The sequence below is a fragment of the Roseateles noduli genome (assembly GCF_050626985.1).
Lineage (GTDB): Bacteria > Pseudomonadota > Gammaproteobacteria > Burkholderiales > Burkholderiaceae_C > Roseateles > Roseateles noduli_A.
This window is the reverse complement of sequence record NZ_CP192463.1, coordinates 4,672,509-4,698,025: the sequence shown is the minus strand read 5'-3', so window position 1 is coordinate 4,698,025 and position 25,517 is coordinate 4,672,509. Positions and strand designations below refer to the sequence as shown.

Annotated in this window: 23 protein-coding genes and 1 other RNA gene; 11 read left to right on the top strand and 13 right to left on the bottom strand. The window is 70.1% G+C overall.

The features are described 5' to 3' along the window. The first annotated feature begins 19 nt into the window (after window positions 1–19). Together ACQ4L4_RS20375 and ACQ4L4_RS20370 are read left to right on the top strand one after the other, a co-directional pair. Complete coding sequence (locus tag ACQ4L4_RS20375) at window positions 20–988, top strand: diguanylate cyclase (protein WP_431100700.1); 969 nt, start codon at window positions 20–22, stop codon at window positions 986–988. A 229-nt stretch (window positions 989–1,217) separates the two neighbouring features. After that, window positions 1,218–1,775 (top strand): single-stranded DNA-binding protein, encoded by a 558-nt coding sequence (locus ACQ4L4_RS20370; RefSeq protein WP_088408626.1) that lies wholly within the window; start codon window positions 1,218–1,220, stop codon window positions 1,773–1,775. Window positions 1,776–2,077: 302 nt separating this feature from the next. Here ACQ4L4_RS20370 and ACQ4L4_RS20365 read toward each other — a convergent pair whose 3' ends face one another. The 8 genes from ACQ4L4_RS20365 to ACQ4L4_RS20330 form a co-directional block, all read right to left on the bottom strand. Next, window positions 2,078–2,551: a RidA family protein gene (locus ACQ4L4_RS20365; protein ID WP_431100699.1), complete on the bottom strand. Its 474-nt coding sequence runs from the start codon at window positions 2,549–2,551 to the stop codon at window positions 2,078–2,080. Between the two features lie 40 nt (window positions 2,552–2,591). Continuing rightward, window positions 2,592–3,278, bottom strand: coding sequence for a YoaK family protein (locus tag ACQ4L4_RS20360; RefSeq protein ID WP_431100698.1), 687 nt, complete (start codon window positions 3,276–3,278; stop codon window positions 2,592–2,594). After that, window positions 3,275–3,727, bottom strand: coding sequence for a DoxX family protein (locus ACQ4L4_RS20355; protein ID WP_431100697.1), 453 nt, complete (start codon window positions 3,725–3,727; stop codon window positions 3,275–3,277). Before ACQ4L4_RS20355 ends, ACQ4L4_RS20360 begins: the two co-directional genes overlap by 4 nt. 125 nt (window positions 3,728–3,852) lie before the next feature. Continuing rightward, window positions 3,853–5,790 (bottom strand): amidohydrolase, encoded by a 1,938-nt coding sequence (locus tag ACQ4L4_RS20350; protein WP_431100695.1) that lies wholly within the window; start codon window positions 5,788–5,790, stop codon window positions 3,853–3,855. After that, the gene (locus tag ACQ4L4_RS20345; RefSeq protein ID WP_431100694.1) at window positions 5,783–6,073 is read right to left on the bottom strand and encodes a XapX domain-containing protein; all 291 of its coding nucleotides are present in this window, start codon (window positions 6,071–6,073) and stop codon (window positions 5,783–5,785) included. Before ACQ4L4_RS20345 ends, ACQ4L4_RS20350 begins: the two co-directional genes overlap by 8 nt. Before the next feature lie 31 nt (window positions 6,074–6,104). Next, window positions 6,105–6,758, bottom strand: coding sequence for a hydrolase (locus ACQ4L4_RS20340; protein WP_431100693.1), 654 nt, complete (start codon window positions 6,756–6,758; stop codon window positions 6,105–6,107). A gap of 85 nt (window positions 6,759–6,843) precedes the next feature. Beyond that, entirely contained in the window at window positions 6,844–7,836 is a 993-nt protein-coding gene (locus tag ACQ4L4_RS20335; RefSeq protein ID WP_431100692.1) for an alpha/beta fold hydrolase, read from the bottom strand. Between the two features lie 132 nt (window positions 7,837–7,968). Continuing rightward, entirely contained in the window at window positions 7,969–8,601 is a 633-nt protein-coding gene (locus ACQ4L4_RS20330) for a response regulator (RefSeq protein ID WP_431100690.1), read from the bottom strand. Window positions 8,602–8,833: 232 nt separating this feature from the next. Between ACQ4L4_RS20330 and ACQ4L4_RS20325 the strand changes: the two genes are divergently transcribed. The 4 genes from ACQ4L4_RS20325 (at window position 8,834) to ACQ4L4_RS20310 (ending at window position 13,731) form a co-directional block, all read left to right on the top strand. Further along, complete coding sequence (locus ACQ4L4_RS20325) at window positions 8,834–9,646, top strand: helix-turn-helix domain-containing protein (protein WP_431100689.1); 813 nt, start codon at window positions 8,834–8,836, stop codon at window positions 9,644–9,646. Window positions 9,647–9,728: 82 nt separating this feature from the next. Continuing rightward, entirely contained in the window at window positions 9,729–13,058 is a 3,330-nt protein-coding gene (locus ACQ4L4_RS20320) for a two-component regulator propeller domain-containing protein (RefSeq protein WP_431100688.1), read from the top strand. An 80-nt stretch (window positions 13,059–13,138) separates the two neighbouring features. Further along, the gene (locus ACQ4L4_RS20315) at window positions 13,139–13,600 is read left to right on the top strand and encodes a hypothetical protein (protein WP_431100687.1); all 462 of its coding nucleotides are present in this window, start codon (window positions 13,139–13,141) and stop codon (window positions 13,598–13,600) included. 56 nt (window positions 13,601–13,656) lie between these two features. Next, window positions 13,657–13,731: non-coding RNA, sX9 sRNA (locus tag ACQ4L4_RS20310), on the top strand. Between the two features lie 10 nt (window positions 13,732–13,741). Here the strand turns inward: ACQ4L4_RS20310 and ACQ4L4_RS20305 are convergent. The 3 genes from ACQ4L4_RS20305 to mnmA all read right to left on the bottom strand — a co-directional run bounded on the left by ACQ4L4_RS20305 (window position 13,742) and on the right by mnmA (window position 17,030). After that, window positions 13,742–14,389: a response regulator gene (locus ACQ4L4_RS20305; protein ID WP_067280760.1), complete on the bottom strand. Its 648-nt coding sequence runs from the start codon at window positions 14,387–14,389 to the stop codon at window positions 13,742–13,744. Between the two features lie 33 nt (window positions 14,390–14,422). Next, entirely contained in the window at window positions 14,423–15,751 is a 1,329-nt protein-coding gene (locus ACQ4L4_RS20300) for a sensor histidine kinase (RefSeq protein WP_431100686.1), read from the bottom strand. 154 nt (window positions 15,752–15,905) lie between these two features. Beyond that, the gene (mnmA, locus tag ACQ4L4_RS20295; RefSeq protein WP_431100685.1) at window positions 15,906–17,030 is read right to left on the bottom strand and encodes a tRNA 2-thiouridine(34) synthase MnmA; all 1,125 of its coding nucleotides are present in this window, start codon (window positions 17,028–17,030) and stop codon (window positions 15,906–15,908) included. Window positions 17,031–17,268: 238 nt separating this feature from the next. Between mnmA and ACQ4L4_RS20290 the strand changes: the two genes are divergently transcribed. Beyond that, the gene (locus tag ACQ4L4_RS20290; RefSeq protein ID WP_431100683.1) at window positions 17,269–18,147 is read left to right on the top strand and encodes a response regulator; all 879 of its coding nucleotides are present in this window, start codon (window positions 17,269–17,271) and stop codon (window positions 18,145–18,147) included. A gap of 70 nt (window positions 18,148–18,217) precedes the next feature. Here the strand turns inward: ACQ4L4_RS20290 and ACQ4L4_RS20285 are convergent, their stop codons facing one another. Next, window positions 18,218–18,712, bottom strand: a complete 495-nt coding sequence (locus ACQ4L4_RS20285) for an NUDIX hydrolase (RefSeq protein ID WP_377159198.1) — start codon at window positions 18,710–18,712, stop codon at window positions 18,218–18,220. A 135-nt stretch (window positions 18,713–18,847) separates the two neighbouring features. Then, window positions 18,848–19,381 carry a hypothetical protein gene (locus ACQ4L4_RS20280; protein ID WP_431100682.1) on the bottom strand — a complete coding sequence of 178 codons (534 nt, stop codon included), beginning with the start codon at window positions 19,379–19,381 and terminating at the stop codon, window positions 18,848–18,850. Between the two features lie 209 nt (window positions 19,382–19,590). On the opposite strand from ACQ4L4_RS20280, the gene ACQ4L4_RS20275 reads away from it, so the two are divergent. The 4 genes from ACQ4L4_RS20275 (at window position 19,591) to ACQ4L4_RS20260 (ending at window position 25,397) form a co-directional block, all read left to right on the top strand. Continuing rightward, entirely contained in the window at window positions 19,591–20,709 is a 1,119-nt protein-coding gene (locus ACQ4L4_RS20275) for a Re/Si-specific NAD(P)(+) transhydrogenase subunit alpha (protein WP_431100681.1), read from the top strand. Window positions 20,710–20,783: 74 nt separating this feature from the next. Further along, window positions 20,784–21,080 (top strand): NAD(P) transhydrogenase subunit alpha, encoded by a 297-nt coding sequence (locus ACQ4L4_RS20270; protein ID WP_377159204.1) that lies wholly within the window; start codon window positions 20,784–20,786, stop codon window positions 21,078–21,080. A 106-nt stretch (window positions 21,081–21,186) separates the two neighbouring features. Beyond that, window positions 21,187–22,608: an NAD(P)(+) transhydrogenase (Re/Si-specific) subunit beta gene (locus ACQ4L4_RS20265; RefSeq protein ID WP_431100680.1), complete on the top strand. Its 1,422-nt coding sequence runs from the start codon at window positions 21,187–21,189 to the stop codon at window positions 22,606–22,608. Between the two features lie 167 nt (window positions 22,609–22,775). After that, on the top strand, window positions 22,776–25,397 hold the full coding sequence (locus tag ACQ4L4_RS20260; RefSeq protein WP_431100679.1) for a hypothetical protein: 2,622 nt from the start codon (window positions 22,776–22,778) through the stop codon (window positions 25,395–25,397). Window positions 25,398–25,517 lie beyond the last annotated feature (120 nt).

The window sequence follows — 25,517 nt, the reverse complement described above, 5'->3', positions numbered from 1 at the left end:
ACAGGCAGACACGTCGACCATGCTCGCTGCGCCGTTGCCCGATGACGAGAACGCCCGCCTGTCCACGCTGCGCGTGCTGCAGGTGCTGGACACGGATCCCGAGGAACGCTTCGACCGCCTGACGCGGATGGCCAGACGGCTGTTCCAGGTGCCGATCGCGCTGGTCAGCCTGATCGACGCGGACCGGCAATGGTTCAAGTCCGCACAGGGCCTGGACGTGCGCGAGACACCGCGCGACCTCAGCTTCTGCGGCCACGCCATCCTGTCGGACGACATCCTGCTGATCCCCGACGCGCATGCGGATCCCCGCTTCGCCGACAACCCGCTGGTGACCGGCCCGCCGCACATCCGCTTCTACGCGGGCTGCCCGGTGCGTGCGCCGAGCGGTCACCGGCTCGGCACGCTGTGCCTGATCGACCGCGTGCCGCGCGGCTTCGACGCGGACGACCAGGCGACGCTGCGCGATCTGGCCTTCATGGTCGAACAGCAGTTCGCGGCGATGTACATGGCGATGGTCGACGAACTCACGGGTCTCGCGAACCGGCGGGGCTTCGAATCGCAGGCGGGCCACGTGCTGGCGCTCTGCCGACGCCAGCAGTGGCCGGCGACGATGCTGTACTTCGATCTGGATCACTTCAAGCACGTCAACGATCGATACGGCCACGCGGAGGGCGACTGGGCGCTCAAGTCCTTCGCGGACATCCTGCGCTTCTGCCTGCGGGCGTCGGACGTGGTGGCCCGCACCGGCGGGGACGAGTTCGTGGCGCTGCTCAGCGGCACGGCCACCGAGCAGATGGCCCCGGCGCTCGAGCGGGTGCGGACGCAGGTCGGCGCGCTCAACCTGCGCGCGCAGCGGGGCTACGAGCTGGCCTTCAGCGTGGGTGACGCGGCGATGTCCGCGGAGCAGCCACTGGCCCTCGACGAACTGATGCAGCAGGCGGACGCGGCGATGTACGCGCACAAGCAGTCGAGGCGGCGGCTGGGCTGAGCTGCGAGCTCCTGATCCAGGTCAGCCACCGACTTGGAGTCGGCATCAGATCGGCGTTTTCGAGCAATCGCCCCCGGATGGAGCGGGCGGCATAATCCCCTCCCTGCGCCGCGATTCCCGCAAGCCGAATCCGGTCCAGACAAGGCCGAGAGGGCCCGTTCCGGGCGATTGGCGGCGCGAATTCCCTTTTTCCGAACACCCCAACGACACGCAAGCGAAGGCAACCACTATGGCCTCGGTCAACAAAGTCATCATCCTCGGCAACCTGGGCCGTGATCCCGAACTGCGCTACACGCCGAGCGGCAGCGCGGTGTGCAACGTGAGCATCGCGACGACGCGCAACTGGAAGAGCCGCGAAGGCGGCGAGCGCCAGGAAGAGACCGAATGGCACCGTGTGGTGTTCTACGACCGCCTGGCCGAGATCGCCGGCGAGTACCTGAAGAAGGGCCGCCCGGTCTACGTCGAAGGCCGCCTGAAGACCCGCAAGTGGCAGGACAAGGAAGGCAAGGACAACTACACCACCGAGATCATTGCCGAGCAGATGCAGCTGCTGGGCGGCCGCGATGGCGGCGATGAGATGGGCGGTGGCGGTGGTGGCGGCTACAGCCGCGAGCAACGCGGCGGCGGTCAAGGCGGAGGCCAGGGCGGCGGCGGCAGCGGTCGCGACAGCGGCGACTTCGACGCGCCGCGCGCACCGGCGCCTCGCGCCGCAGCCCCCCGCGCCCCGGCCCCCGCGCCGAAGGCCGCGACCGGCTTCGACGACATGGATGACGATATTCCGTTCTGATCCACTGGTGGACATGCGCCAATGAGAAGGCCCGCAGGAAGCGATTCCTGCGGGCCTTCTTGCTTCGCCTCGTGATGCGCTGGAACTCGGCTTGCTCCACCGCTACTGACCGTCCCGTCAATGCCTCCTGCCCGTCGCCAACGAAGATGACGGATGTCAGGTCGTCGAGGCGGCTGTAACGGGCGTGCACTTTCCATCCGTTCGTGCACGGGACAAACCTACGTCGGCGCGGCGTCTCCCGCAAATGCCGATCAGCAACGCGACGATGCGACGGGTGGGGGGCGCCCGTCGTCCGCCGCCTGTCAGGGCTGGACGGCGACCGTCAGATCCAGCTCCACGCTCGCATTCTTCGGCAGCGCGTAGACACCGACCGACGTCCGCGCATGCGTGCCCGCCGGGCCGAGGATCTGCACCAGCAGCTCCGACGCGGCGTCGGCCACTTCGCTGAGCTGGGTGAAGTGCTCGGCGCCCTGCGTGAACACGTTGAGGCGCAGGATCTGTTTCACCGCATCGAGCGAGCCGAGCGAGCGCTGCAGCAGCACCAGCGCGCGCATCGTGCAAATCTTCGCGGCGAGTTGCGCGCGGGCCAGGTCCACTTCGGCGCCGACGCGGCCGGTGACCACGACGGTGTCCTTCACGCGCGGCACCTGGCCGCTCACGTAGACGACATTGCCGTCGCGGATCAGCGGCTGGTAGTTGCCGCCGGCCTTGATCTCGCCGTCGAAGTCATAGCCCAGTTGCTGGGCGGCCTGGGCAAGGGCCTGGTCTCTGCTCATGGTGTTCTCGTCGAAAGGGAGTTGACCCATTCTGACGCGATCACCCCTTGTGATCCGTCCTCACATCCATCACGACCAGGCCGACGAGCATCACCAGCGGTAATAGCAGGGACCAGAACTTCCATCCCGCATACGCGAACGCTCCGGACAGCGCGCCGACCGCGAACGCCAGCACCGGCCAGATGAACCGCTTCAACCGGTCCCGCACCTCCGGGCCGGCCGCGCCGCGCAGCAGGTCGACGCTGTCGATCACCACCTGCGTGACGTTGCCGGTCATCACCGTCGTCGGCGTCAGCGCCGGCCACGCCAGCCGTCCCGCCGCGTTCTGCACGCCCATCGCGGCCGTCATGAACAGCCCCGTCGCCATCGCCCACGGCGCATCCGGCGCGAGCACCGCGCCCGCCGGCACGCTGCAGACCAGCGCCACCAGCAGCAGCACCGTCTGCATCACCAGCAGCGGCCGGCTCGCCACCGTCTTCGTCCGCTCGCAGCGCAGCGCCACCAGGCGCGCAAGCGCCACCGCCGCGATGAAGGTCGGGAATACCAGCAGCTTCAGCAGCACGCTGTTGGCGCTCGCGCGGCTCAGCTCCGCGCCGATCAGCACGAAGTTGCCCGTCACGTGCGCCGTGAACAGGCCGAACAACGCCACGAAGCCCACCGTGTCCACGTACCCGCCGATGAAGCCCAGCGCGAGGCTCGCCAGCAGCAGCTTCTTCGCGCCGGTCATGCCGCCTCCTTGCGCTCGAGCACGGCGATCCTCGCCGCCATCGCCAGCGCGCAGATCAGGCCGAGGTGCTCGAAGAACGCGTTCTTCGCCATGAATCGCGCCTGACCGCTCAGGTCCCAGAAGTTGTTGGCGACGAGCATCGCCACCAGCGTCAACACGCCCAGCGCGCCGGCCGCCAGCCACACCTGGCGGTTGACGATCAGCAGGACCGCGCCGACCAGCTCCACCGCGATCGCCAGCACCGCCCACAGCGCCGCCGGCTGCAGGCCGAAGTGCGCCTGCTCCGCGACCGCGCCGGGGAAGTCCATCGCCTTGTCGATCCCGCCGATGAGGTAGGCCGAGGCCAACCCCACCCGAAGCAGGAGCCCCAAGGTGGGCAATTGCAGGATGCTCTCCACCCACCGCGGCGCGGCGGGGGACAAGGTCTTCAAGGTTCGTAACTCACTCATCACACTGCTCTCATCACGCGTCGCCCATCACACAGCGCCGATCACACAGCGCCCATCACACAGCGCTCATTGCTTGGCGCCCATTGCTCGGCGCTCCTCACACGTTGCGCCGGATGCGTCGCTCTTCACACGGCCCAGCAGGCGCAGCCCAGCGCGCCCCAGAAGCCGCGCAGATCCGACGCCGGAATTTCCGACGCCCACGCGTTCGCGTGCGCATGCCCGTGGACACCGCACGCGGTGTCGCAGCAGGCGACGCGCTGCATGGCCGCCTGCAGCGGCTTGCCCTCACTGCCGTGGGCGCCCCACGCGCCATAGCCGCCGAAGCGCCGCACCGGCGACCAGTCCGGCATCGCCGGCGGCGGCGCCGACTCGTCGAGGTCGGCGAACTCGCCCGCGCCCCACACGACCTTGCCGCCGACCATCGTCAGCAGCGCGCTCGTGTCCGCGATGTCCGATTCCGGGCAGCCGAAGAAGTCGCGGTCCGGCACGACCAGGTCGGCGAGCTGGCCCGCCGCGATCTGACCCTTGTTGCCCTGCTCGTTCGAGAACCAGGTGACGTTCTCCGTCCACATGCGCAGCGCCGCCTCGCGGTCCAGGCAGTTGCGCTGCGGCGTGATCTGCAGCCCGCCGACGGTGCGTCCCGTCACCATCCACGACAGCGACACCCACGGGTTGTACGAGGCCACCCGCGTCGCGTCCGTCCCCGCCGAGACCTTCATGCCCCGGCGCAGCATCTCGGCCACCGGCGGCGTCGCCTCGGCGGCGCGCGCGCCGTAGCGCTCGACGAAGTACTCGCCCTGGTAGGCCATGCGATGCTGCACCGCGACGCCGCCGCCCATCGCGGCGATCCGGTCCATCGAGCGCGTCGAGATCGTCTCCGCATGGTCGAAGAACCAGTTCAGCCCGTTGATCGGCGTGTCGCGATGGACCTTCTCGAAGACATCGAGCGCGCGCGAGATCGTCTCGTCGTAGGTCGCATGCATGCGCCACGGCCAGCGGTTCTGGACCAGGATGCGCACCACCTCCTCGAGCTCGCCTTCCATCTGGTCGGGCATGTCCGGCCGCGGCTGGCGGAAGTCCTCGAAGTCGGCGGCGGAGAACACCAGCATCTCGCCCGCGCCGTTGTGGCGGAAGTAGTCGTCCCCCTGCTTGTAGGTGACCGACTGCGCCCAATGGAGGAAGTCCTCCTTCTCATGCCCCGCCTTCTGGGTGAAGAGGTTGTAGGCCAGCCGGATCGTCAGCTGTCCGGCGTCGGACAGCTTCTGGATGATCTGGTAATCCTCGGGATAGTTCTGGAAGCCGCCGCCGGCATCGATCGCGCCGGTGACGCCGAGCCGGTTGAGCTCGCGCATGAAGTGGCGCGTGCTGTTGAGCTGGTATTCGGGCGGCAGCTTCGGCCCCTTGGCCAGCGTCGCGTAGAGGATCGATGCGTTCGGCTTGGCCAGCAGCAGGCCAGTGGGATTCCCGGCGGCGTCGCGCAGGATCTGGCCGCCCGGAGGTTCGGGCGTCTCGCGCGTGTAGCCGACGGCCCGCAGCGCGGCGCCGTTCAGCAACGCGCGGTCGTAGAGGTGCAGCAGGAAGACCGGCGTGTCCGGCGCGACGGCGTTCAGCTCGTCGATCGTCGGCAGCCGCTTCTCGGCGAACTGGTGCTCGGTGAAGCCGCCCACCACGCGCACCCACTGCGGCGCTGGCGTGATGTCGACCTGCGCCTTGAGCATCGCCATCGCGTCGGCCAGGCTGCGCACGCCGTCCCAGCGCAGCTCCATGTTGAAGTTGAGCCCGCCGCGGATGATGTGCAGGTGGTTGTCGATCAGGCCCGGCAGCACGCCGCGGCCCTTCAGGTCGATGCGGCGCGTCGTGGGGCCGGCGAGCGCCAGGATCTCCTGGTTGGCGCCGACGCTCTGGAAGCGGCCGTCCTTGATCGCGACCGCCGCGGCGCGCGGCCGCGCGCGGTCCAGCGTCGTGAAGCGGCCGTTGAACAGCACCAGGTCGGGCCAGGCCGCCGCAGCGGAAGAAGCCGCCGAAGCGGCCGTCGACGAGGAGGTGGATCCTGTCTCAGACATCGTGGGTCTCCGCCTTGGCCGGGGTCCCGGCCTGTGCCTTCGCCTGATCGCACCCGGGCATCTGCCCGAACATGTGCGGGCGCACCTTCTGCTCGATCCAGTTGGCCTGGTGCGTGTCGCGCTGCAGCCATTGCCGCACCAGCGGCGGGATCTGCTCGCCGGCGAGGATGCCCAGCAGGCCCACCAGCGCGATCACCGGCGGCGCCGGCGATCGCACGTTGAGCACGCCGTAGATCACCCCGACGAGCAGCCCCACGGCGGCCGACAAAACATATGCATTCATGAGGGCCGCCTTTCCGCGGGAACGAGGGCCATCAGCCCTCGTGGGCGTTGAACATCGTCTTGGCGTAGTTGATGCCGATGCCGTACGAGCCGCCGACCTTGCGCGCGATGCCGGTGGTCAGGTCGTAGGTCTCGCCGCGCGCCCAGTCGCGCTGCAGCTCCAGCAGGTACTGCAGCGAGGTCATCGGCTGCGCGCCGGCCTGCACCATGCGTTCGACCGCGCGTTCATGCGCCTCGGCCGAGACGTCGCCGCAGGCGTCGGTGATCACGTAGACCTCGAAGCCCTGGTCGATCGCCGACAGCGCCGGACCCACGATGCACACGCTGGTCCACAGGCCGGCCAGCACGATGCGCGGCTTGCCGATGCGGTTGATCTCCTCGATCACCGCCACGTCCTCCCACGTGTTCATCGAGGTGCGGTCCAGCAGCTTCTGGCCGGGGAAGGGCGCGGTGATCTCCTCGAACATCGGGCCGGAGAAGCTCTTCTCGGCGACCGTGGTCAGGATCGTCGACACGCCGAAACCGGCCGCCGCCTGCGCCACCAGCGACGCGTTCGTGCGCAGCTCGTTGGCAGAGATCGAATGCGTGGCGAAGGCCATCTGCGATTGGAAGTCGATCAGGACCAGCGTGTGGTCCTTGGGGTTCAGCAACTTGGCGCCGGGGGCGGCCTTGGCGGTCGGGGTCATGGGAATCTCCTTCGGGGAATGAAGGGCCGATCGAGGCCCGGCGGCGCGGGCGCCGGCGAGCGGGCGGGCGATCGACCCGGGACGATCAGGACTTGGCGAACGCCAGCAGGTCGGCGTTGAGCTGGTCCTTGGCGGTGACCGCCAGGCCGTGGGCGCCGCCCTTGTAGACCTTCAGCGTGGCCTTGGGCGCGAGCTTCACCGACAACTCGCCGGCATTGCCGATCGGCACGATCTGGTCGTCGTCGCCGTGGATGATCAGCGTGGGCACGGTGATCTTCTTGAGGTCTTCGGTGAAGTCGGTTTCCGAGAACTGCTTGATGCAGTCGTACTGCGACTTCAGCGAACCCTGCATGCCCTGCAGCCAGAAGCTGTCGCGCGCGCCTTGCGACACGGCGGCGCCGGGACGGTTGGCGCCGAAGAACGGCGTGGTCAGGTCCTTGTAGAACTGCGAGCGGTCCTTCTGGACGCCGGCGCGGATGCCGTCGAAGACCTCCTTGGGCAGGCCGTTCGGATACGCGGCGGACTTCATCATCGTCGGCGGCACGGCGCCGACCAGCACGACCTTGGCCACGCGCTTCGTGCCGTGGCGGCCCACGTAGCGGGTGACTTCGCCGCCGCCGGTCGAGTGGCCGACCAGCATCGCGTTCTTGACGTCCAGCTTGTCGAGCACCGCGGCCAGGTCGTCGGCGTAGGTGTCCATGTCGTTGCCGTTCCAGCTCTGGCTGGAGCGGCCGTGGCCGCGGCGGTCGTGCGCGATGACGCGGAAGCCGTTCTGGCCGAGGAACAGCATCTGGTCTTCCCAGGCATCGCTGCTCAGCGGCCAGCCGTGCGAGAAGACGACCGGTTGGCCGCTGCCCCAGTCCTTGTAGAAGATCTGGGTACCGTCCTTGGTGGTGACGTAGCTCATGGGGGCTCCTGGCAGGGTGTGATGGGATGAAGAAGAGGAAGAGGCCGCCGGGGTCGCGGCCGCGGCGCCGTCGGCCAGCGCGAGCGGCAGTGCCGCGGCGAGCGCGAACTGGCCGCCCAGCGCGAGCACGTCGCGGCGGGTGGGATCCGTGGGGATCGAGGGAGTGGTCATCGAGGGTCTCCGGGGAATGCCACCATCGTAGGAACGGCTCCCCGGGGGAACCAGCCGCCGATGGCGCACCCGATGCTCTCCCGTCGGAGGCAGACCGGTGTGACGCCCCGTTGCAGTCGGGGCCCGGACGGATTACAGACGCAACAGACCGCGCTTGAGCGCAAGCACGACCGCATGCGTGCGGTCGCGCGCGTCGAGCTTGGACAGGATGGTCTTGACCCGCGCCTTGATGGTGTCCTCGGACAGCGAGAGCAGGCCGCCGATCTCGCGGTTGCTCCGGCCCTGCGCGATGTGCTCCAGCACGTCGATCTCGCGGCCGGAGAGCTGTTCCTGGCCGGCGTGGGCGGCGATCTCCTGCGCGACCTCGTTGGGGATCCAGCGGTTGCCGCGGTGCACGGCGCGGACCGCGTCCAGCAGCTCGGTGCGCAGCTGCGTCTTGAGCAGGTAGCCGCTGGCGCCCAGTTTCAGCGCCTGCCAGGCCTGGCCGTCGGACTTGAAGGTCGTCAGCACGATGACGCGCGCCGCGGGGCTCAGCGCCCGCAGCCGCGCCAGCGCCTCCAGCCCGTCCATGCCCGGCATCTGGATGTCCATCAGCGTGACGTCGGGACGCAGCCGCTCGAAGGCCTGCAGGCCCTGCCAGCCGTTGTCCGCCTCGCCCACCGGTGTCATGTCCGGCTGCTCGCCCAGCACCGCGGCGATGCCCTCCCGCATCAGCGGGTGGTCGTCGACCGTCAGGACGCGGATGGGATCGGACGCGGGCACCATGGCGGCGATCATAGGGGCGCCCCCCCGCCACCGTCCCCGTTCCAGGGGGCCGATACCCTTTCGGGTAGGCGTTGTCGACTCGACCGGGGCTATCGCAGTGCAGCATCGCTTCCGATGATCGGCGCAGTCCTTTCGAGAGAGAGAGCGCTTTCAGCGCCTCCCGGCGACCGTCCTCCGGTCCGCCATCGCCATCACCGCCCATCACCGCCCTTCAACGCCCTGGGAGCCGTCCATGTCCCTGATCGAGCGCCTTCATGCCGTCCCGGACGCCGTCCTCGACGCGATCGTCCTCCACCGCAATCCGCTGCTGCGCGCCGGCATCGCCGCCGCGTTGTCGCCGTTCTTCCGCGCCCACGACGCGGGGGATGACGCCGGCCTGATCGCCGAGTCCGGCGTGCTGCCGACACTCGCCGCCGGACCGTCCGGCCGCGCCGAGCCGATCCGGCTCGTCGTCGCCGACCACGACGGCGCGCTGCAGGCGCTGGCCGGCGAGCCACGCCGGGCCCCGGTCGGCGGCGCCGGCGCACTCGGGCGTCATGCCGGCGCGGGACTGCCCGGGCCGCATTGGCTCGTCGTCAGTCCCGTGGTGCATGGCGGCCGGGTCCGCCAGGCCATGGCCGCGGGCGTGCTCGGCTACGTGCACGCCGCCTGCGCGCTGGAGGAATTGCGCGACGCCGCGCGCGCGGTCGCGGCCGGTCGTCGTCATCTGTGCCGCACGGCCGCCGCCGCGGTCGCCGAAGGCTGGCTGGGTGACGACCTCACCCCGCGCGAGCGCGACGTGCTGCGCATGCTGTGCCTCGGGCTGGACAACAAGTCCATCGGCCTGCGGTTGGGCGTCGCGGCCGGCACGGTCAAGACGCATGTGAAGACCTTGCTGCAGAAGCTCGGCGCGCGCAGCCGCACGCAGGCCGCCACCGAGGCGCTGCGCCGCGGGCTGCTCGACGACGAGCCGCTGATCGACGACCCCTTCCCGCACCCGGTGCGCGTCGCCGTGCGCGGGCCGGCGCAAGGCCTGTACGGGCTCCGTCCGCTGCCGGCCGCATGAACGGTTCAGCGCGCGCTTGACCCCGGGCGGCGCACAGGGTCACAGTCGGTGCCCGATCGGCATCGGAACAGGGAGGACGCGTGTGGCGAGGTGGTGGGCGGGACTGATCCTGGCGGCGGCGAGCCTCGTCGGCGCGGACCATGCGCCGGTGCGCGCGGCCGAGGGCGGCCTGGCCGATTTCTCCCACCGCTCGTGGAGCGTCCGCGAAGGCGCGCCGCCCGATGTCTGGACGATGGGCGGCGGGCGCGAGGGCGAGCTCTGGCTCGGCACCGGCATGGGCCTGTACCGCTTCGACGGCCTGCGTTTCGAGCGCTACCGGCCCGGCGATCCGTCGCTGCCGGCTGTCAACATCAACGCGCTGCTGGTCGACGACGACGGCACGCTGTGGCTGGGCCTCTTCGAAGGCGGCGTGCTGCAACTGCCGGACGACCGCGCGGACCGCGAGGGCCGCGATGACCGGATCGTGCGCCACGGCGCGGCCCAGGGGCTGCCGGGCGGGCGCGTGCTGCGTCTGGTGCGGGCGTCGGGCGCGCTGTGGGCCGCGACGGGCAAGGGGCTCGCGCGTTTCGACGGCCAGCGCTGGTCCCGCATCGGCGAGCAGGAAGGCTACCCGGAGCCCGCGGCCGAATACCTGTTCCGCGATCGGCAAGGCACGCTCTGGGTCAGCTCCGGCGAGCGGCTCTACCGCCTGGCCGCCGGCGCCGAGCGTTTCGAGTTCACCGGCGTGCGGACGGGTCGCTCCGCCGTGATGACGCAGGATGTCCAGGACCGGCTCTGGCTGGCGGACGGGCGCGGCGGCGTGCGGCCGCTCGGACTGCCGGGCTCGTGGCGTGCGTGGACGGCGCTGCCGGGCACGGCGCCGGCGCCGGGACCGCTGCGGGCCGACGATCTCGCCGCGGCGCCCTTTTCCCCCAGCGTGGTGTCCTCGCGCGACGGCCAGCCGGTCACGCTGGTCAAGCAGATGCTGTTCGCCAGCGACGGCGGGCTGTGGGTCACGGTGAACGGCCGCGGCGTGTTCCGCACCGACGCCGCGGCCACGGCGCGGCTGCTGGCGGGCGAGCAGCTCGACTGGACGCGCGGACGCTGGTTCACCGTGGCGGACGGGCTGGGATCGTCGATCACCGTGCCCTTGCTGGAGAGCGATGACGGCGAGATCTGGGTCGGCACCAACGTCGGCGTGAGCAGCCTGCGCCAGCACCGCATCCAGCGCGTCACGCGCCTGGAGGACGCGGCCGCCACCGGCTTCAGCGTGCAGCCGGATGGCAGCGGCGTGCTGCTGTCGAGTTCCTCCGCCAGCTGGCGCGTCGACCCGCCTGGCGGCCCGGTGCGCGACAACGGCGTCGATCCCCGACCCTTGTCGCGGCGGCCGGCCACGCAGGCGATCCGCGCCACCGATGGCGCCCTCTGGCTGTGGGACAACGAGACGCTCTGGCGCTCGCTGCCCGGCGGGCGCTGGGACCGCTGGGACCTGTCGCTGCCCGCCGGCGCGATGGCGGCCGCGAATGCCATGGCGCCCGATCCCACCGGCGGGCTGTGGCTGTCACTGCAGGACGTCGGCGTGTTCCACGCGACCCGCGCCGGCGTCGAACGGGTGAAGGACGCGGAACTGGACGGCGCCCCGCCGGCGGCCCTGGCGGTCGATGCGGACGGTGCGGTCTGGTTCGGACACGACGGCGTGCTCACCGGCATCGACGACCGCGGTCGACGCCTGCGCTTCGGTCCGGAGCAAGGGCTGCGGACCGGCCGCATCCACACGATGATCAACACCCGCCACGGGCTGGTCGTCGCCGGCGAGAACGGCGTGGCCCTGGGCAGGAGCGGCCGCTTCGCCACGATCACGCTGGCCCGCGATCCCGCCTTCGCGCGGGTGTCCGGCGTCGTCGAGTCCCTGGACGGCGACCTCTGGCTCAACGGCGCGCGCGGGCTGGTGCGGCTGGCCGCGGCGGAGGTGCCGTCGCTGTTCGACGAGTCCGCCCATCCGCTGAGCTACCAGCTGCTCGACGCCGCCGACGGGTTGCCGGGCATCGCGCGGCAGGCCTCGGCGACGCCCACCGCCGTGCGCGACGCCCGCGGCCGGTTGTGGTTCGTGACCAACCTCGGCGTGGTCTGGCTCGATCCGGCGCGGACGCCGCGCAGCTCGCGCGAGGTCCGTGTCGACGTGCAGGCGCTGATGGCCGGCGGGCAGAACTATCCGGCCGCGCAAGGCCAGCAACTGCCCCGGGGGACCCACGCGCTGACCTTGCGCTACGCCGCGCGCGTGCTGAGCCAGGCCGAGCAGGTCCGCTACCGCTTCCGGCTGGTCGGCGTCGACGCCGACTGGCGCGACGCCGGCACGCAGCGCGAGGCGACCTACGCCAACCTCGGTCCCGGCGACTACCGCTTCGAGGTGCTCGCCTCGAATCCGGACGGCCTCTGGAGCCGCCAGCCGACGGTGCTGGCCTTCCGCATCGCGCCGATGCTCCATCAGCAGCCGGCCTTCCGCTGGGCGGTGGCGCTGGCGCTGATCGTGGCCGTCTGGGGCGGCTACCGGCTGCGCGTCCGGTCGCTGCAGGCCCGGCTGCGCCTGCGCCTGGCCGACCGCCACCGCGAGCGCGAACGCATCGCCCGCGACCTGCACGACACCCTGCTGCAGGGCTTCCAGGGCTTGTTGCTGGGCCTGGACGCGAGCGTGCGGCGCGTCGCCGACGCGGCATTGCGCCACAAGATGGAACGCGATCTGACCCGCGCGGAGGCGCTGCTCGCGGAGGGCCGCGATCGCGTCGGACAACTGCGGCAGCGCATCGACGACGAGGATGCCGCCGAGCGGCAGGAGCGGCGAGGTCATGACCGCGACGACCGAGATGACCGCGATGACCGCGACGACGGTGGGAGCGATGACGGCGCCGATCGCCACGGCGGCTGCCATGGTGGCGGTGATGGCGATCGCGATGGCAATGGCAGTGGCGATGGCAGGCGTGATGGCCGTGCCTTGGCCGACGGTCTGGCGCGCGCCGGCCAGGATCTGATCCGTCCGCCGGGCCAGTTCCGGATCCGGGTGAGCGGCACGCCGCGCGCACTGCCGGCGCCGGTGGAGGACGAGCTGCTGCTGATCGCGCGCGAAGGCCTGACCAATGCCGATCGCCACGCCCGGGCGACCGAGGTGACGCTGGCGCTCGACTACCGGGCCGACGCCGTGCTGCTGACCGTGAGCGACAACGGCATCGGCCTGGCGGCGGACTGGGAATCGCGCCAGGCGCGAGGCGTGCGTTACGGCATGTGCGGCATGCGCGAGCGGGCGCGGCTCATGGATGCGAGCTTTACCGTGCACAGCGTGCCCGGTGCGGGCACTGAGCTGGTACTGCGCGTGGCCGATCCGCGACACGCGGGCTGGCTCGAGCGCTGGCGGCAGGTGCGCGCGCCTGTCTCCCCGTGAAGTCCCGAAGGGTCAGGGCAAAACCCGCTCCCTAGAATCGGCCGCGCAGTCGGAGTCCGACGCTTGACGAGGGAAGAGAGATGAAGAAGTTCGCCGCGCTGTCCGCGCTATGCCTGTCCTTGACCGCCGCGTTGCCGGCCTTCGCCGATCCCGCGCCGGTGCCCGACACCGCGCAGGCCCAGTCGCTGCGTGACGCCGTCCGCGCCGACCGCAAGGCCGTCGTCCTGAAGGCGCTGGCCTTGGACGAGGCCCAGACCAAGAAGTTCGTGCCGGTCTATGAGGCGTACGAGCGCGAGCTCGCCGCGCTGAACCGCCAGTTCACCCGCATGTCGGTGGAGTACGTGCAGATCGGCGACAAGCCGACCAATGCGCAGTCGAAGTACTTCTCGCGCGGCTACCTGGGTTACGTCGACGCCGAGCAGAAGCTCTACAAGAAGTACCACCCGCGCGTCGTCAAGGCGATCGGCGAAGTGGGCGCCGCCCGCTTCCTCTCGGTGGAGCGCCGCATCCGCGCCCTCCAAGACTACGACCTCTGGATCTGAGAGCGGGGGCTGCTGCGCGAACGTCATGCGTCGTTGGTCGGATGCTCGGAATCCTCACGTACAGGAAGTACGTTCCGGTTCCTCCGCTCCGCCCGCCTAGCCTGACGTCCGCTCGCGACGCCCCGAGAGACCGAGCCGGATTCAAATCCAACCGAGGTCGATGGCTCTGAGGACCGCCTGGGTGCGGTCTCTCACGCCCATCTTCGCGAACACTGCCGAGCAGTGGTTCTTGATCACGCCCTCGCTGTTGCCCAGCAGCGCGGCGATCTCGGTGTTGCTGCGGCCGCTGGCCACCAGACGCAGCACCTGAAGCTCCTTGGGACTGAGCGTCTCGGGCTCGGGCGTCGCGGCGAAGGCGCGCTCGACCGGCGCGCGCTCCATGCGCTCGGTCAGCAGCGGCCGCAGCGCGGTCGATCCGCCGACCACGTCGCGCAGCGCCTGCACCAGCGTGTCCGGGCTGATCGCCTTCAGCAGGAAGCCCCGCGCCCCCGCCCGCACCGCCTCGTCGAAGGCGGCCGTGTCGTCGAAGGTCGTCAGCAGCACCACCGGGATCTTCAGCGCCCGCGCCGCCAGCGCGCGGATCAACCCGATCCCGTCCAGCCGCGGCATGCGCATGTCCGACAGGATCACGTCCGGCTGCTCGCGCGCCAGCAGCTCCAGCGCCTCCGCTCCGTCGGACGCCTCGCCGATCAGGCGGATGTCGTCGTGCAGCGCCAGCAGGCCCTTCAGGCCCTCGCGCACCAGTTGCTGGTCTTCCACCAGCAGCAGCTTGATCGTGTTCTCGCTCATGTCGTCTCCTTCCCTGGATGGCGCCGGCCCGCTTCAGGCGCGCCGCGGGCAGTTCAGTTCGATCAGGAATCCGGGGTGATGCCGCAGCACCTGCATCGTCCCGCCCAGTTCGGCCATGCGCTCCTGCATGCCCTTGAGGCCGTTGCCCTCGCGCAGCTTGCGCGTGCCCCGGCCATTGTCGTCAACCCGCACCCGCACCTGCGATCCCGCGGACAGCAAGGCCGCCGGGCCGGGTTGACCGCCGACGAAGGCCGTCTCGCCGGCCTTGACCGGGGCGGCCGGCGCGACCGACTCCACCGCTTCCAGCGTCACCCGCACGTGCGTCGCGCCGGCATGGCGCACCGCATTGGTCACCGCCTCCTGCACGCAGCGCAGCAGCGCGTGCGCGCAGCGCGGGGTCAGGTCCTGCGCGACCGGGTCCAGCGCCAGCTCGATCTGCGTGCTGGCGATGCCGTCCGCCAGCGTGCGCAGCGCCGCCTCGAGGTTGATGCGCTGGCTTTCGCGCTCGCGCGACACGGCGGCGCGTACCTCCGCCAGCAAGCCCGCCGCGCCGAGCCTGGCCTTCTCCACCGCCTGCGCCGCGCCCGGCTCGTCGTGACGCTTGAGCAGCGCCTCGCTGAGCTGCAGGTGCAGGTTGAGCGCGGTCAGGTGATGGCCCATCACGTCGTGCAGCTCGCGCGCCATGTGCAGGCGCTCGGCATACCGCAGCTGCTCGATCTGCAGGCGCTCGCCGGATTCCTTCTCGGCCAGCATCGCCTGGAACCAGCGCCGGCGTTCGCCTTCAGCCGCGGCCAGCCGGCCCAGCCCGAAGGCCATGCCGTGCAGCGCCACCATCGACATCGACAAGCCCACGCTGTTCAGCCACCAGGGCATGTCGGGCTGGATCTGTTCCAGCCGCTGCGCCTCGCTGGGCAGCAGCCAGTACAGCGCGACGTTGATGACGACCTGCGCCAGCGCGAAATTGAAGGCGCGCCGCACGTTGAGCAGCAGCGCCGCCAGCACCGTGACCAGGAAGGGGAGCCCCGGCGTCACCAGCAGCGCCAGCAGGTTGAGCAGCACCACGCGGGAGAGCGCGTTGCGCGGCGGCAGGTCCAGGTGTTGCTGGCGCGCCAGGCGCCAGAAGTGCCAGGCGAACACCATCACCAGCGCCAGGCAGGTGAGGACGAACGGAGCGTCGTGCGTGGTGCCGCCGGTGCGGCGGTAGAGGCTGGCCAGGACGCCGTCGTACGGCTCCGTCTGGTTGCCCATCAGGCCCCAGATCGCCGAGCCCAGCTCCAGCAGGCAGATCGCCAGGGCGGCGATGCGCAGCACGAAGGCGGGCTGGGCGATGCGGGCGAGGAGACGATCGATGGGGCGATCCACAGGGCGATCCAGGACGAAGCAGACACGGGGCGACAAGCCGCCAGCGTGCCACAGGCGACGTCCGGCAGGGAAGGTGCGCATTGTCATGGGACACCCGCGGGGCGGTTCTGCCCATGCGACGAGTGCCCCGAATCGCTGGATGAGTTGCGGAGGCCTACGCGATCGCTTCCGCGATCACCCCGCCGCCCAGGCAGACGTCGCCGTCATAGAGCACCGCGCTCTGGCCCGGCGTGACCGCCCATTGCGCCTGCGGGAAGTCCAGCCGGATGCTGCCTTCGGCCAGACCACCCGGTCCACCCGGCGTCAGCGCGCAGGGGGCGTCGGCCTGCCGGTAGCGGGTCTTGGCGCCGAAGCCGCCGAAGGCCGGCGCCGCGTCGGTCCAGCTCAGGTCCTGCGCGACCAGGCCGCGGCTCTGCAGCAGCGGGTGGTCGTGGCCCTGGACGACGATCAGCGTGTTGGTCGCCAGGTCCTTGCGGGCGACGAACCAGGGCGCGTGCTCGCCGCCGCCGCGTGGCGCGCCCTTCTCCTTGATGCCGCCGATGCCAAGCCCCTGGCGCTGGCCCAGCGTGTAGAACGACAGGCCGACGTGCTCGCCCAGCTTGCGGCCGCGGTCGTCCTTGATCGGCCCCGGCTTGTGGGAGAGGTAGCGGTTGAGGAACTCGCGGAACGGGCGCTCGCCGATGAAGCAGATGCCGGTCGAGTCCTTCTTCTTCGCGTTGGGCAGGCCGATCTCCTCGGCGATGCGGCGCACCTCGGTCTTGGGCAGGTCGCCGACCGGGAACATCGTCTTGCGCAGCTGCGCCTGGTTGAGCCGGTGCAGGAAGTAGCTCTGGTCCTTCAGCGGATCGAGCCCCTTGAGCAGTTGCACGCGGCCGTCGACCTCGCGCACCCGGGCGTAGTGGCCGGTGGCGATCTTCTCCGCGCCCAGCCGCATCGCGTGGTCGAGGAAGGCCTTGAACTTGATCTCGGCGTTGCACAGCACGTCCGGGTTGGGCGTGCGGCCGGCCTGGTACTCGCGCAGGAACTCGGCGAAGACGCGGTCCTTGTACTCCGCGGCGAAGTTGACGTGCTCGATCTCGATGCCGATGACGTCCGCGACGGCGGCCGCGTCGACGAAGTCGATGTTGGAGGAGCAGTACTCGCTGTCGTCGTCGTCTTCCCAGTTCTTCATGAAGATGCCGACGACCTCGTGGCCCGCCTGCTTCAGCAGCCAGGCCGTCACGGCGGAATCAACGCCGCCGGACAGGCCGACGACGACGCGTTGCTTCTTGGGAGTCATGGGGCGGCATTGTCCCAAAGGTGGGCATCACCCGTCCCCCGCGGGGTTGACCCGGGGCCGAGGCGCGGTCGGTCTCTCATCCGTGACGCCGTCCTCGCCACGCCGGGCGACCCCCGATCCGGGTGTCAGGGATGGCTGACAAGGGATTGCGCCAACGCTGACAGGGGCTCGCGGCAACGCCGGCTCCACCGCCACGCGGGGCGGGAAGAAACTGGACGAAACGGGGGAGCACAAGGTCATGAACATCGTCATCGTCGACGGATCCATCACGGCACGGGCGCAATGGCAGGCGCTGCTGGCACGGGAGCGCCAGATCCACGTGGTGGGGGAGGCCGGGTGCGAGCGCTCCGCCATCGAGGTGATCTCCCGGGCGCAGCCGGACGTGGTGCTGATGGACCTGGCCTTGCAGCCGGGCAGCGGGCTGCGGGTGCTGCGGGCGATCCGGCAACTGGGCGTCGGCGCGCGGGTGATCGTGATGACCCACGGCTACTACGAGGAGATGCGGCGGGCCTGCGCGGAGCACGGCATCTCGGGCTTCTTCGACAAGGGCCGCCAGACCGACGAGGCGCTGGCGATGCTGCGGGGCTGGTGCGCGCCGCTGCCGGCCGACGAGGACGAACGCCAGGCCGCCGTGGACGGGCTGGACCTGCAGTCGCAGGTGCACGTCGCCTTCGACGAACTTGCCGACCTGGCCTGCGACATCAGCGGCGGCGCCATGGCGGCCGTGGGCCTGGTCGACGGGGACCAGCTGCGGCTGATCGGCACCTCGGGCCTGCACCTGCGGCTGATGCCGCGGGCCCGGGGCCTGTGCACGCACATGATGCATCACGGCAGCCTGCAGGAAGTGCCGGACACCTGGCATGACCAGCGATTCCTCGATCACCCGCTGGTCCAGGGCGCGCCCTACGTGCGCTTCTATGCATCGGTGCCGCTGTCGCTGTCGACCGGCGAGGTGGTCGGCAGCCTGTGCGTGATGGACCGGCTGCCGCGCCGCCTGCGGGATCGGCAGCGCGAGTCGCTGACGACGCTGGCGCGCTGCGCGGTCAACGAGCTGGAAGCCTGCCGGCGCGAACCCCGCCACAGCCAGCAGGCCATCAGCGCCGCGATGACGCTCTGACGCCGGCGCCGAACGCTCCGACCGCGCGTGACGACAGGCCCTCCGGGGCCTGTCGGCGTTCCGGGGCCGCTCAGTGCGGCCAGGCCCGCGGCGCGTAGAGCGACGGGTGGCCGCTCACCGCCTCGATCGGCAGGCGGCGACCGGCGGCGTGATCCTCGATGCACTGCAGGATCAGCGGGCTGCGGTGGCGGTCCTGGCTGGCGCGGATCTCGTCCAGCGTCAGCCACAGCGTGCGCTGGATGGGCTCGTCGAACGGGCGGCCCGGGATCTGCTCGCCGACCCGGCCGGTGAAGGCGAGCCGGACGTAGGTGACGTCATCGTTGCGGTCGGGCCGCAGGAAGCGCGACATGTAGACGCCGAGGAAGGCGTCCGGCGTGAACGGCCGGGCGGTTTCCTCGAGGACTTCGCGCACGACGGCGTCGATCGCCGATTCCGCCTGCTCCAGGTGGCCGGCGGGGTTGTTCAGCAGCAGTCCGTCGCGGGTGAGTTCCTCGACCAGCAGGTAGCGGCCCTCCTGTTCGATCACGGCGGCGACGGTGACGCTGGGCTTGAATCGTTCGGTCATTGGTCCTTCCTGAAAGGGCGGCTCGAGCCGCGGCGCCAGTGCCGGGAACGGCCACCTCGATGGGTGCGGGCCGCATTGTGAACGCCGAAAATGAAAAACCCCGGCAAGCCGGGGTCTTGTCATTGGGACAGGGGATCAACGACGGCCGCGGTCGTGGTCATCGCGGTCGCGATCGGGACCGCGTCCGTGATCTCGGTCGGGGCCCCGGCCATTGTCCCGGTCCGGGCCGCGGTCATGGCCGCGGTCATGGCCACGATCAGGGCCCCGGCCATGACCGTGGTCGTCGCGCCAGTCGCGGCGGCCGTCCGGGCGCCAGCGGTACTCGGTGTGTTCGCGACGATATTGCGGCGCGTAGACGTCGCGATACCAGGTGTCGCGGACGAAGTACACCGGGCGGCCGCAGGCGTTGTAGCGCGCGCAATGACGCGCCCAGTTCTTCTGGTGGCCCGGGGGCACCAGCAGGTAGACGGCGGGCTGCGGCGCCGGGACGCGCTCGACCAGCACCGGCCGTTCATACACCACCTGCGGGCGGACGTTGCCGATGTCGATCTGGCCGTAGAAGCCCGGCTCGCCGATGCTGACCGACACGCCGACATCGGCCGCCCGGGACGCCATCGGCACCAGGGCCGCGATTGCCAACGCACTGCTGAAAACCATCTTCTTGATCATGGGTGACTCCTTTCGGGGGTCATTGGATGCCTCCATTTAACGCTGCTTTCACCCCTGCGGACGACAGCTGTTCACTTTTCGAAACAGCATTGCCCCCACGTTGCGGGGTGGCGTCTCCCTGGTGAAAACCCCTGTCGCGGGCGAGGCTCGCCCAGGGCGGTCGCCCGGTTAAGCTCGCCTCGACCCGGATTCGGACGGAGGGACTCCAGATGCTGATCGGTGTGCCGCAGGAAAGCGCGGCGGGAGAGACGCGCGTCGCCGCGACGCCGGAAACCGTCAAGAAGTTCGTCGCGCAGGGCCATGTGCTGCGCGTGGAGCAAGGCGCGGGCCTGAACGCCAGCGCCACCGACGAGGCCTATGCCGCCGCCGGGGCGGAGATCGTCGCCCGGGAGGCCGCCTTCGGCGCCGACCTGGTGCTCAAGGTGCGGTCCCCGGACCCCGGCGAGCTGCCGCTATTCAAGCCCGGCGCGGTGCTGGTGGGCATGCTCAACCCGTTCGACCGCGACGGCCTGGAGCGTCTGGCCGGGGCCCGCCTCACCGCCTTCGCGCTGGAGGCCGCCCCGCGGACGTCCCGCGCGCAGAGCATGGACGTGCTGTCCAGCCAGGCCAACATCGCCGGCTACAAGGCCGTGATGCTGGGCGCCTTCCACTACCAGCGGCTGTTCCCGATGCTGATGACCGCCGCCGGCACGATCAAGGCCGCGCGGGTGGTGGTGCTCGGCGTGGGCGTCGCCGGCCTGCAGGCGATCGCGACGGCCAAGCGGCTGGGCGCGGTGATCGAGGCCTCGGACGTCCGGCCCGCCGTCAAGGAGCAGGTCGAATCGCTGGGCGCCAAGTTCATCGAGGTGCCCTACGAGACCGACGAGGAACGCGAGGCGGCCGTCGGCGTCGGCGGCTACGCCCGCCCGATGCCGCCGGGCTGGCTGCAGCGCCAGCAGGTGGAAGTCGCCAAGCGCGTCGCGCAGGCCGACGTCGTCATCACCACCGCGTTGATCCCCGGCCGCCCGGCGCCGGTGCTGGTCACCGAGGAGATGGTCCGCGCGATGAAACCCGGCTCCGTGATCGTCGACATCGCCGCGCCCGCCGGCGGCAACTGTCCGCTGACCGAGCCCGGCCAGACCGTCCGCAAGCACGGCGTCACGCTGGTCGGCGAGACCAACCTGCCCGCGCTGGTCGCGGCGGACTCGTCCTCGCTGTACGCGCGCAACCTGCTGGACTTCCTGAAGCTGGTGCTGACGAAGGAGGGCGGCTTCGCGCTGCCCGCCGACGACGACATCGTGACCGCCTGCCTCGTCGCGCACGAGGGCCAGGTGCTGCGCAAGGCCTGACCCCGGATCCACGCCCCGTTCCCGCCGTTTCCGCCGTTTCCGCCGTTTCCGTTTCTCCGGAAGGAGCTCTCCGCATGGACGCCGTCTCCCCCACCCTGATCAACCTGACGATCTTCGTGCTGGCCATCTACGTCGGCTACCACGTCGTCTGGACCGTCACGCCCGCGCTGCACACGCCGCTGATGGCCGTGACCAATGCGATCTCCGCGATCGTCATCGTCGGCGCGATGCTCGCCGCCGCGCTCACCGAGACCACGCTCGGCAAGGGCCTGGGCACCTTCGCCGTCGCGCTGGCGGCGGTCAACGTCTTCGGCGGCTTCCTCGTCACGCGACGGATGCTGGAGATGTTCAAGAAGAAGGAGCGCAAGTGACCCACCGCCGCATCGACGTGGACCGGGCCGAGCGCCGGTCCGCTCCCAAGCCGGCCCGAATCCCCTCGGGGGACCGGGCGATGTACCCATCGACCGAGGGGGCCCCATGACGATGAACCTGGTCACCCTCCTGTACCTGATCGCCAGCGTCTGCTTCATCCAGGCGCTGAAGGGGCTGTCGCACCCGACGACCTCGATCCGCGGCAACGTGTTCGGCATGGTCGGCATGACCATCGCCGTGCTGACGACCGGCGCGCTGATCCTCAAGCTCGCCGGCGGACAGACGCTCGGCCTGGGCTACGTGCTCGGCGGCCTGGTGATTGGCGGCGGCATCGGCACGGTCATGGCGCAGCGCGTCGAGATGACCAAGATGCCGGAGCTCGTCGCCTTCATGCACAGCATGATCGGCCTGGCCGCCGTGTGCATCGCCGGCGCCGCGGTCGTGGAGCCGCACGCCTTCGCCATCGCGCCGCGCGGCGAGCCCATTCCCGGCGGCAACCGCATCGAGCTCGCGCTCGGCTGCTTCATCGGCGCGGTGACCTTCTCCGGATCGGTGATCGCCTTCGGCAAGCTCAGCGGCAAGTACAAGTTCCGGCTGTTCCAGGGCGCGCCCGTCACCTTCCCCGGCCAGCACTGGCTGAACGCGATCCTCGGCCTGGCCGCCGCGTTCTTCATCTTCGGCTTCTGGCACTCGCAGAGCTCGATGGATTTCATCCTCGTGGCGCTGCTGGGCTTCGCGCTCGGCGTGCTGCTGATCATCCCGATCGGCGGCGCCGACATGCCGGTGGTCGTGTCCATGCTCAACAGCTACTCCGGCTGGGCGGCGGCGGGCATCGGCTTCTCGCTCAACAACAGCATGCTGATCATCGCGGGATCGCTGGTGGGCAGCTCGGGCGCGATCCTGAGCTACATCATGTGCAAGGCGATGAACCGCTCGTTCTTCAACGTGATCCTGGGCGGATTCGGCGCCGAGGCCGGCGCGGCGGCCTCCACCACGCAGCAGCGCAACGTCAAGAGCGGCAGCGCCGACGATGCCGCCTTCATCCTCGGCAACGCCGAGAGCGTCATCATCGTCCCTGGCTACGGCCTGGCGGTGGCGCGCGCGCAGCACGCGGTGAAGGAGCTCGCGCAGAAGCTGATCGACAAGGGCGTGACGGTCCGTTATGCGATCCATCCGGTCGCCGGTCGCATGCCCGGCCACATGAACGTGCTGCTCGCCGAGGCCGAGGTCCCCTACGACCAGGTGCACGAGATGGAGGACATCAACGCCGAGTTCGGTCAGACCGATGTCGCGATCATCCTGGGCGCGAACGACGTGGTGAACCCCGCCGCGCTGCAGAAGGGCAGCCCGATCTTCGGCATGCCCATCCTCGAGGCCTACAAGGCGCGAACCATCATCGTCAACAAGCGCTCGATGGCCGCGGGTTACGCCGGCCTGGACAACGAGCTGTTCTACATGGACAAGACCATGATGGTCTTCGGTGACGCGAAGAAGGTTGTCGAGGACATGCTCAAGGCCATCGAGTAGCACATCTGCGGGGCGGAGCTCGCGCGTCTCCGGTCATCTTCCAGCCTTATTGGTAGCTGGCCTACCGACATGGGTGGGAGCTGTCGCTATTTGCTGCAACTCGAGGCTGGTGCGGGCGGGGGCTGACATGAAGAGACTGCAGGGTCCTTTCTTCTGCTGTGTCCATGATGTCCGCCAACCTAGATCTGTTGCCCGGCGCGCCTGCGCCATTGACCTTGAAGGGCAGTCCTGCGCCACGCGCGCACGACCGCCGTGTTCGACCTGACGAGGACGAACGTCTGGACGAGGCAGCCACCGAGTCCGGCAGCGTCCCGGCGGACTCGCCCGCCGCCAGCACGCTGGCAACCGCGGCCAGTCCGGACGCCTCCGCGGTGCCGGACGCCCCTGCGGTGCCGGATGCCGCCGCGATGCCGGATGGCGACGGCGGTTCTGCCGAAGCACACCCCGCCGCGTCCGCAGCCGGTGGCGAACGGCACGACGACCGATCCTCGGCGCTGCTGGCCGCAGGCCTCGGCCTGCTGGGCATCGGCGGCGCGGCGGGCCTCGCGGGCGCGACAGCCGCAGGGGACTCGAAGCCGATCGGCGCCATCGATCCTCCGAAGTTCGATCCTCCGAAATCCGATCAACCGAAGTCGGATCCGCCGGTGTCGGAACAGAAGCCTGACTCCGGGACGTCCACGCCGGGCACGGATCAACCTCCAGCGGACCCTCCGCCGGCAGATCAGTCCCACACGGGTCAGTCTCCACAGCCGGACCCTGGCACGTCGGATCCCGACCCCGCGCAGCCGGCCGATCCCGCTCAACAGCCACCCGCGCCCGTGCCGGTCGCACCGACGCTGTCGCTCGCGGTCGACACCGGTCGCAGCGGGCAGGATCACATCACGTCCTCGGGCGCGGTGAACGTCTCGGGGCTGGAGCCGGGGGCCACGCTCTCGGTCAGCCTGGACGATGGCAAGACCTGGACCTCGCGCAGCGGCGACGAGCAGTTGCCGGAAGCGCTGTTCGGCGCCGATGGGGTGAAGCATCTGGAGGTCAGGCAGATCGACGCGAAGGGCAACGCGGGCGAGGTGGCTGAACTGTCCTTCACGCTCGACCGGACGGCGCCGGACGCGTTGCATTGGTCGTTGCCGAACGACAAGGCCGCGCTGGGCCTCGCGGACACGATCGCCGTCCAGGGCGTCGAAACGGACGCGATCGTCCAGTACCGACCTGACACGCAGACGCCATGGCTTGTCGCCGCCGGTAGCCTGATCCCGGTCTCGATGTTCCAGCACGACGGCAGCGGGCAGGTCGAGGTGCGTCAGATCGATGTGGCCGGCAACGAGAGTGCAAGCACCACGCTGGTCGCCACCGTCGATGTCACCGCGCCTGCTGTGCCGACGCTGTCGCTCGCGGTCGATTCCGGTCTCGACCACCACGATCGCGTCACGGCTGCCGGCTCGGTGAACGTCGAAGGACTGGAGCCGAACGCCAGCCTCTCCATCAGCCTCGACGGCGGCCAGACCTGGACCCCGCGCGGCGGCGACACGCAGCTGCCGGAGGCGCTGTTCGGTGCCGACGGATTGAAGCAACTGCTCGTCAAGCAGATCGACGCGAGCGGCAACGGGAGCGACGCCGCCCAGCTGTCCTTCCAGCTCGACCGGACGGCGCCGGGCGAGTTGCAATGGACGATGCCGGCCGGCAAGCCTGCGCTGGGCATTGACGATGCCATCCAGGTCCACGGCGCCGAAACCAATGCGCTGGTGGAGTACCGGCTTGATCCGGCGGCACAGTGGTTCCCCGCCAACAACGGCCGCATTCCGGTCTCGGTGTTCCACCAGGACGGGACGCAGCAACTCCAGGTGCGCCAGTCCGATCTGGCGGGCAACGACGGTCCGGTGACGACGTTCAACGTCCCTGTCGACGTCACCCCGCCCAACACGCCCACGCTGAAGCTGCTCAACGACACGGGCGTCAGCAGCACCGACGGGATCACGTCGTCGGGCAAGGTTCATGTCGACGGCCTGGAAGGCGGAGCGACGCTGCTGGTCAGCACGAATGGGGGCGACTGGCAGGCGTTTTCCGAGGGCACGACGGTGGTGGATTCGGATTGGCTCTTCCCCTTCGGCGGCGGCAAGCCGAGCTTGCTGGTCAAGCAGGTGGACGCCGCTGGCAACGCCAGTGACGCGGCCAGCTTGAGCTTCACGCTGGACAACCAGGCGCTGAATCCCAGCTGGATGTCCTCCGGCAAGGACCACAGCGGGGGAGAAGGCCCGGCGCAGGTCACCCTCGGTGCGCATGACTTCTTCCAGGTGAATCGCTACAGCGGCTGGGACGCCCGCCAGGACGCCGTGTCCTACCGCGTCGACGGCAGCACCTGGAAAGAGGTGCCCGCCGACGGTCGTCTGCCATTGAGCGCGTTCGGCGCCGACGGCAAGCACCAGCTGGAGATGCGCGAGACGGATCTGGCAGGCAATGTCGCCATCAGGCCGGTCGAGATCACCCTCGACACGTCGCCGCCGAATGCACCGCAGCTCTCGCTGGAGCACGACGACGGCGTGAGTTCGACGGACTTGATCACTTCCAATCCCATCGTCCTCGTCGGCGGCCTGCAACTGGGTGACACCTTCCGGTCTCGAACGAACGGAGGCGAATGGGGGCCCAGCGAGCCATGGGTCCCGGGTGTCGGAACGGGTGGATGGGTCATCGGTTCCAACACGGTCGAGGTCTATGCGATCGATGCCGCCGGCAACGCGGGTCCGACCAGCCAACTGACCTACCAGTACCAGTTCGCCGGCGCCGTGATCTGACGTGTGACGCCCCCTAGGTCCGAGGTGTCGCCCAGACCCGTGATGACCTAGCATCTCCCGCGGCCGGTTCCTCGTGGAGCCGGCCGTTCCCTTTCATGTGCGGCGTGGGGGCGACTTGGC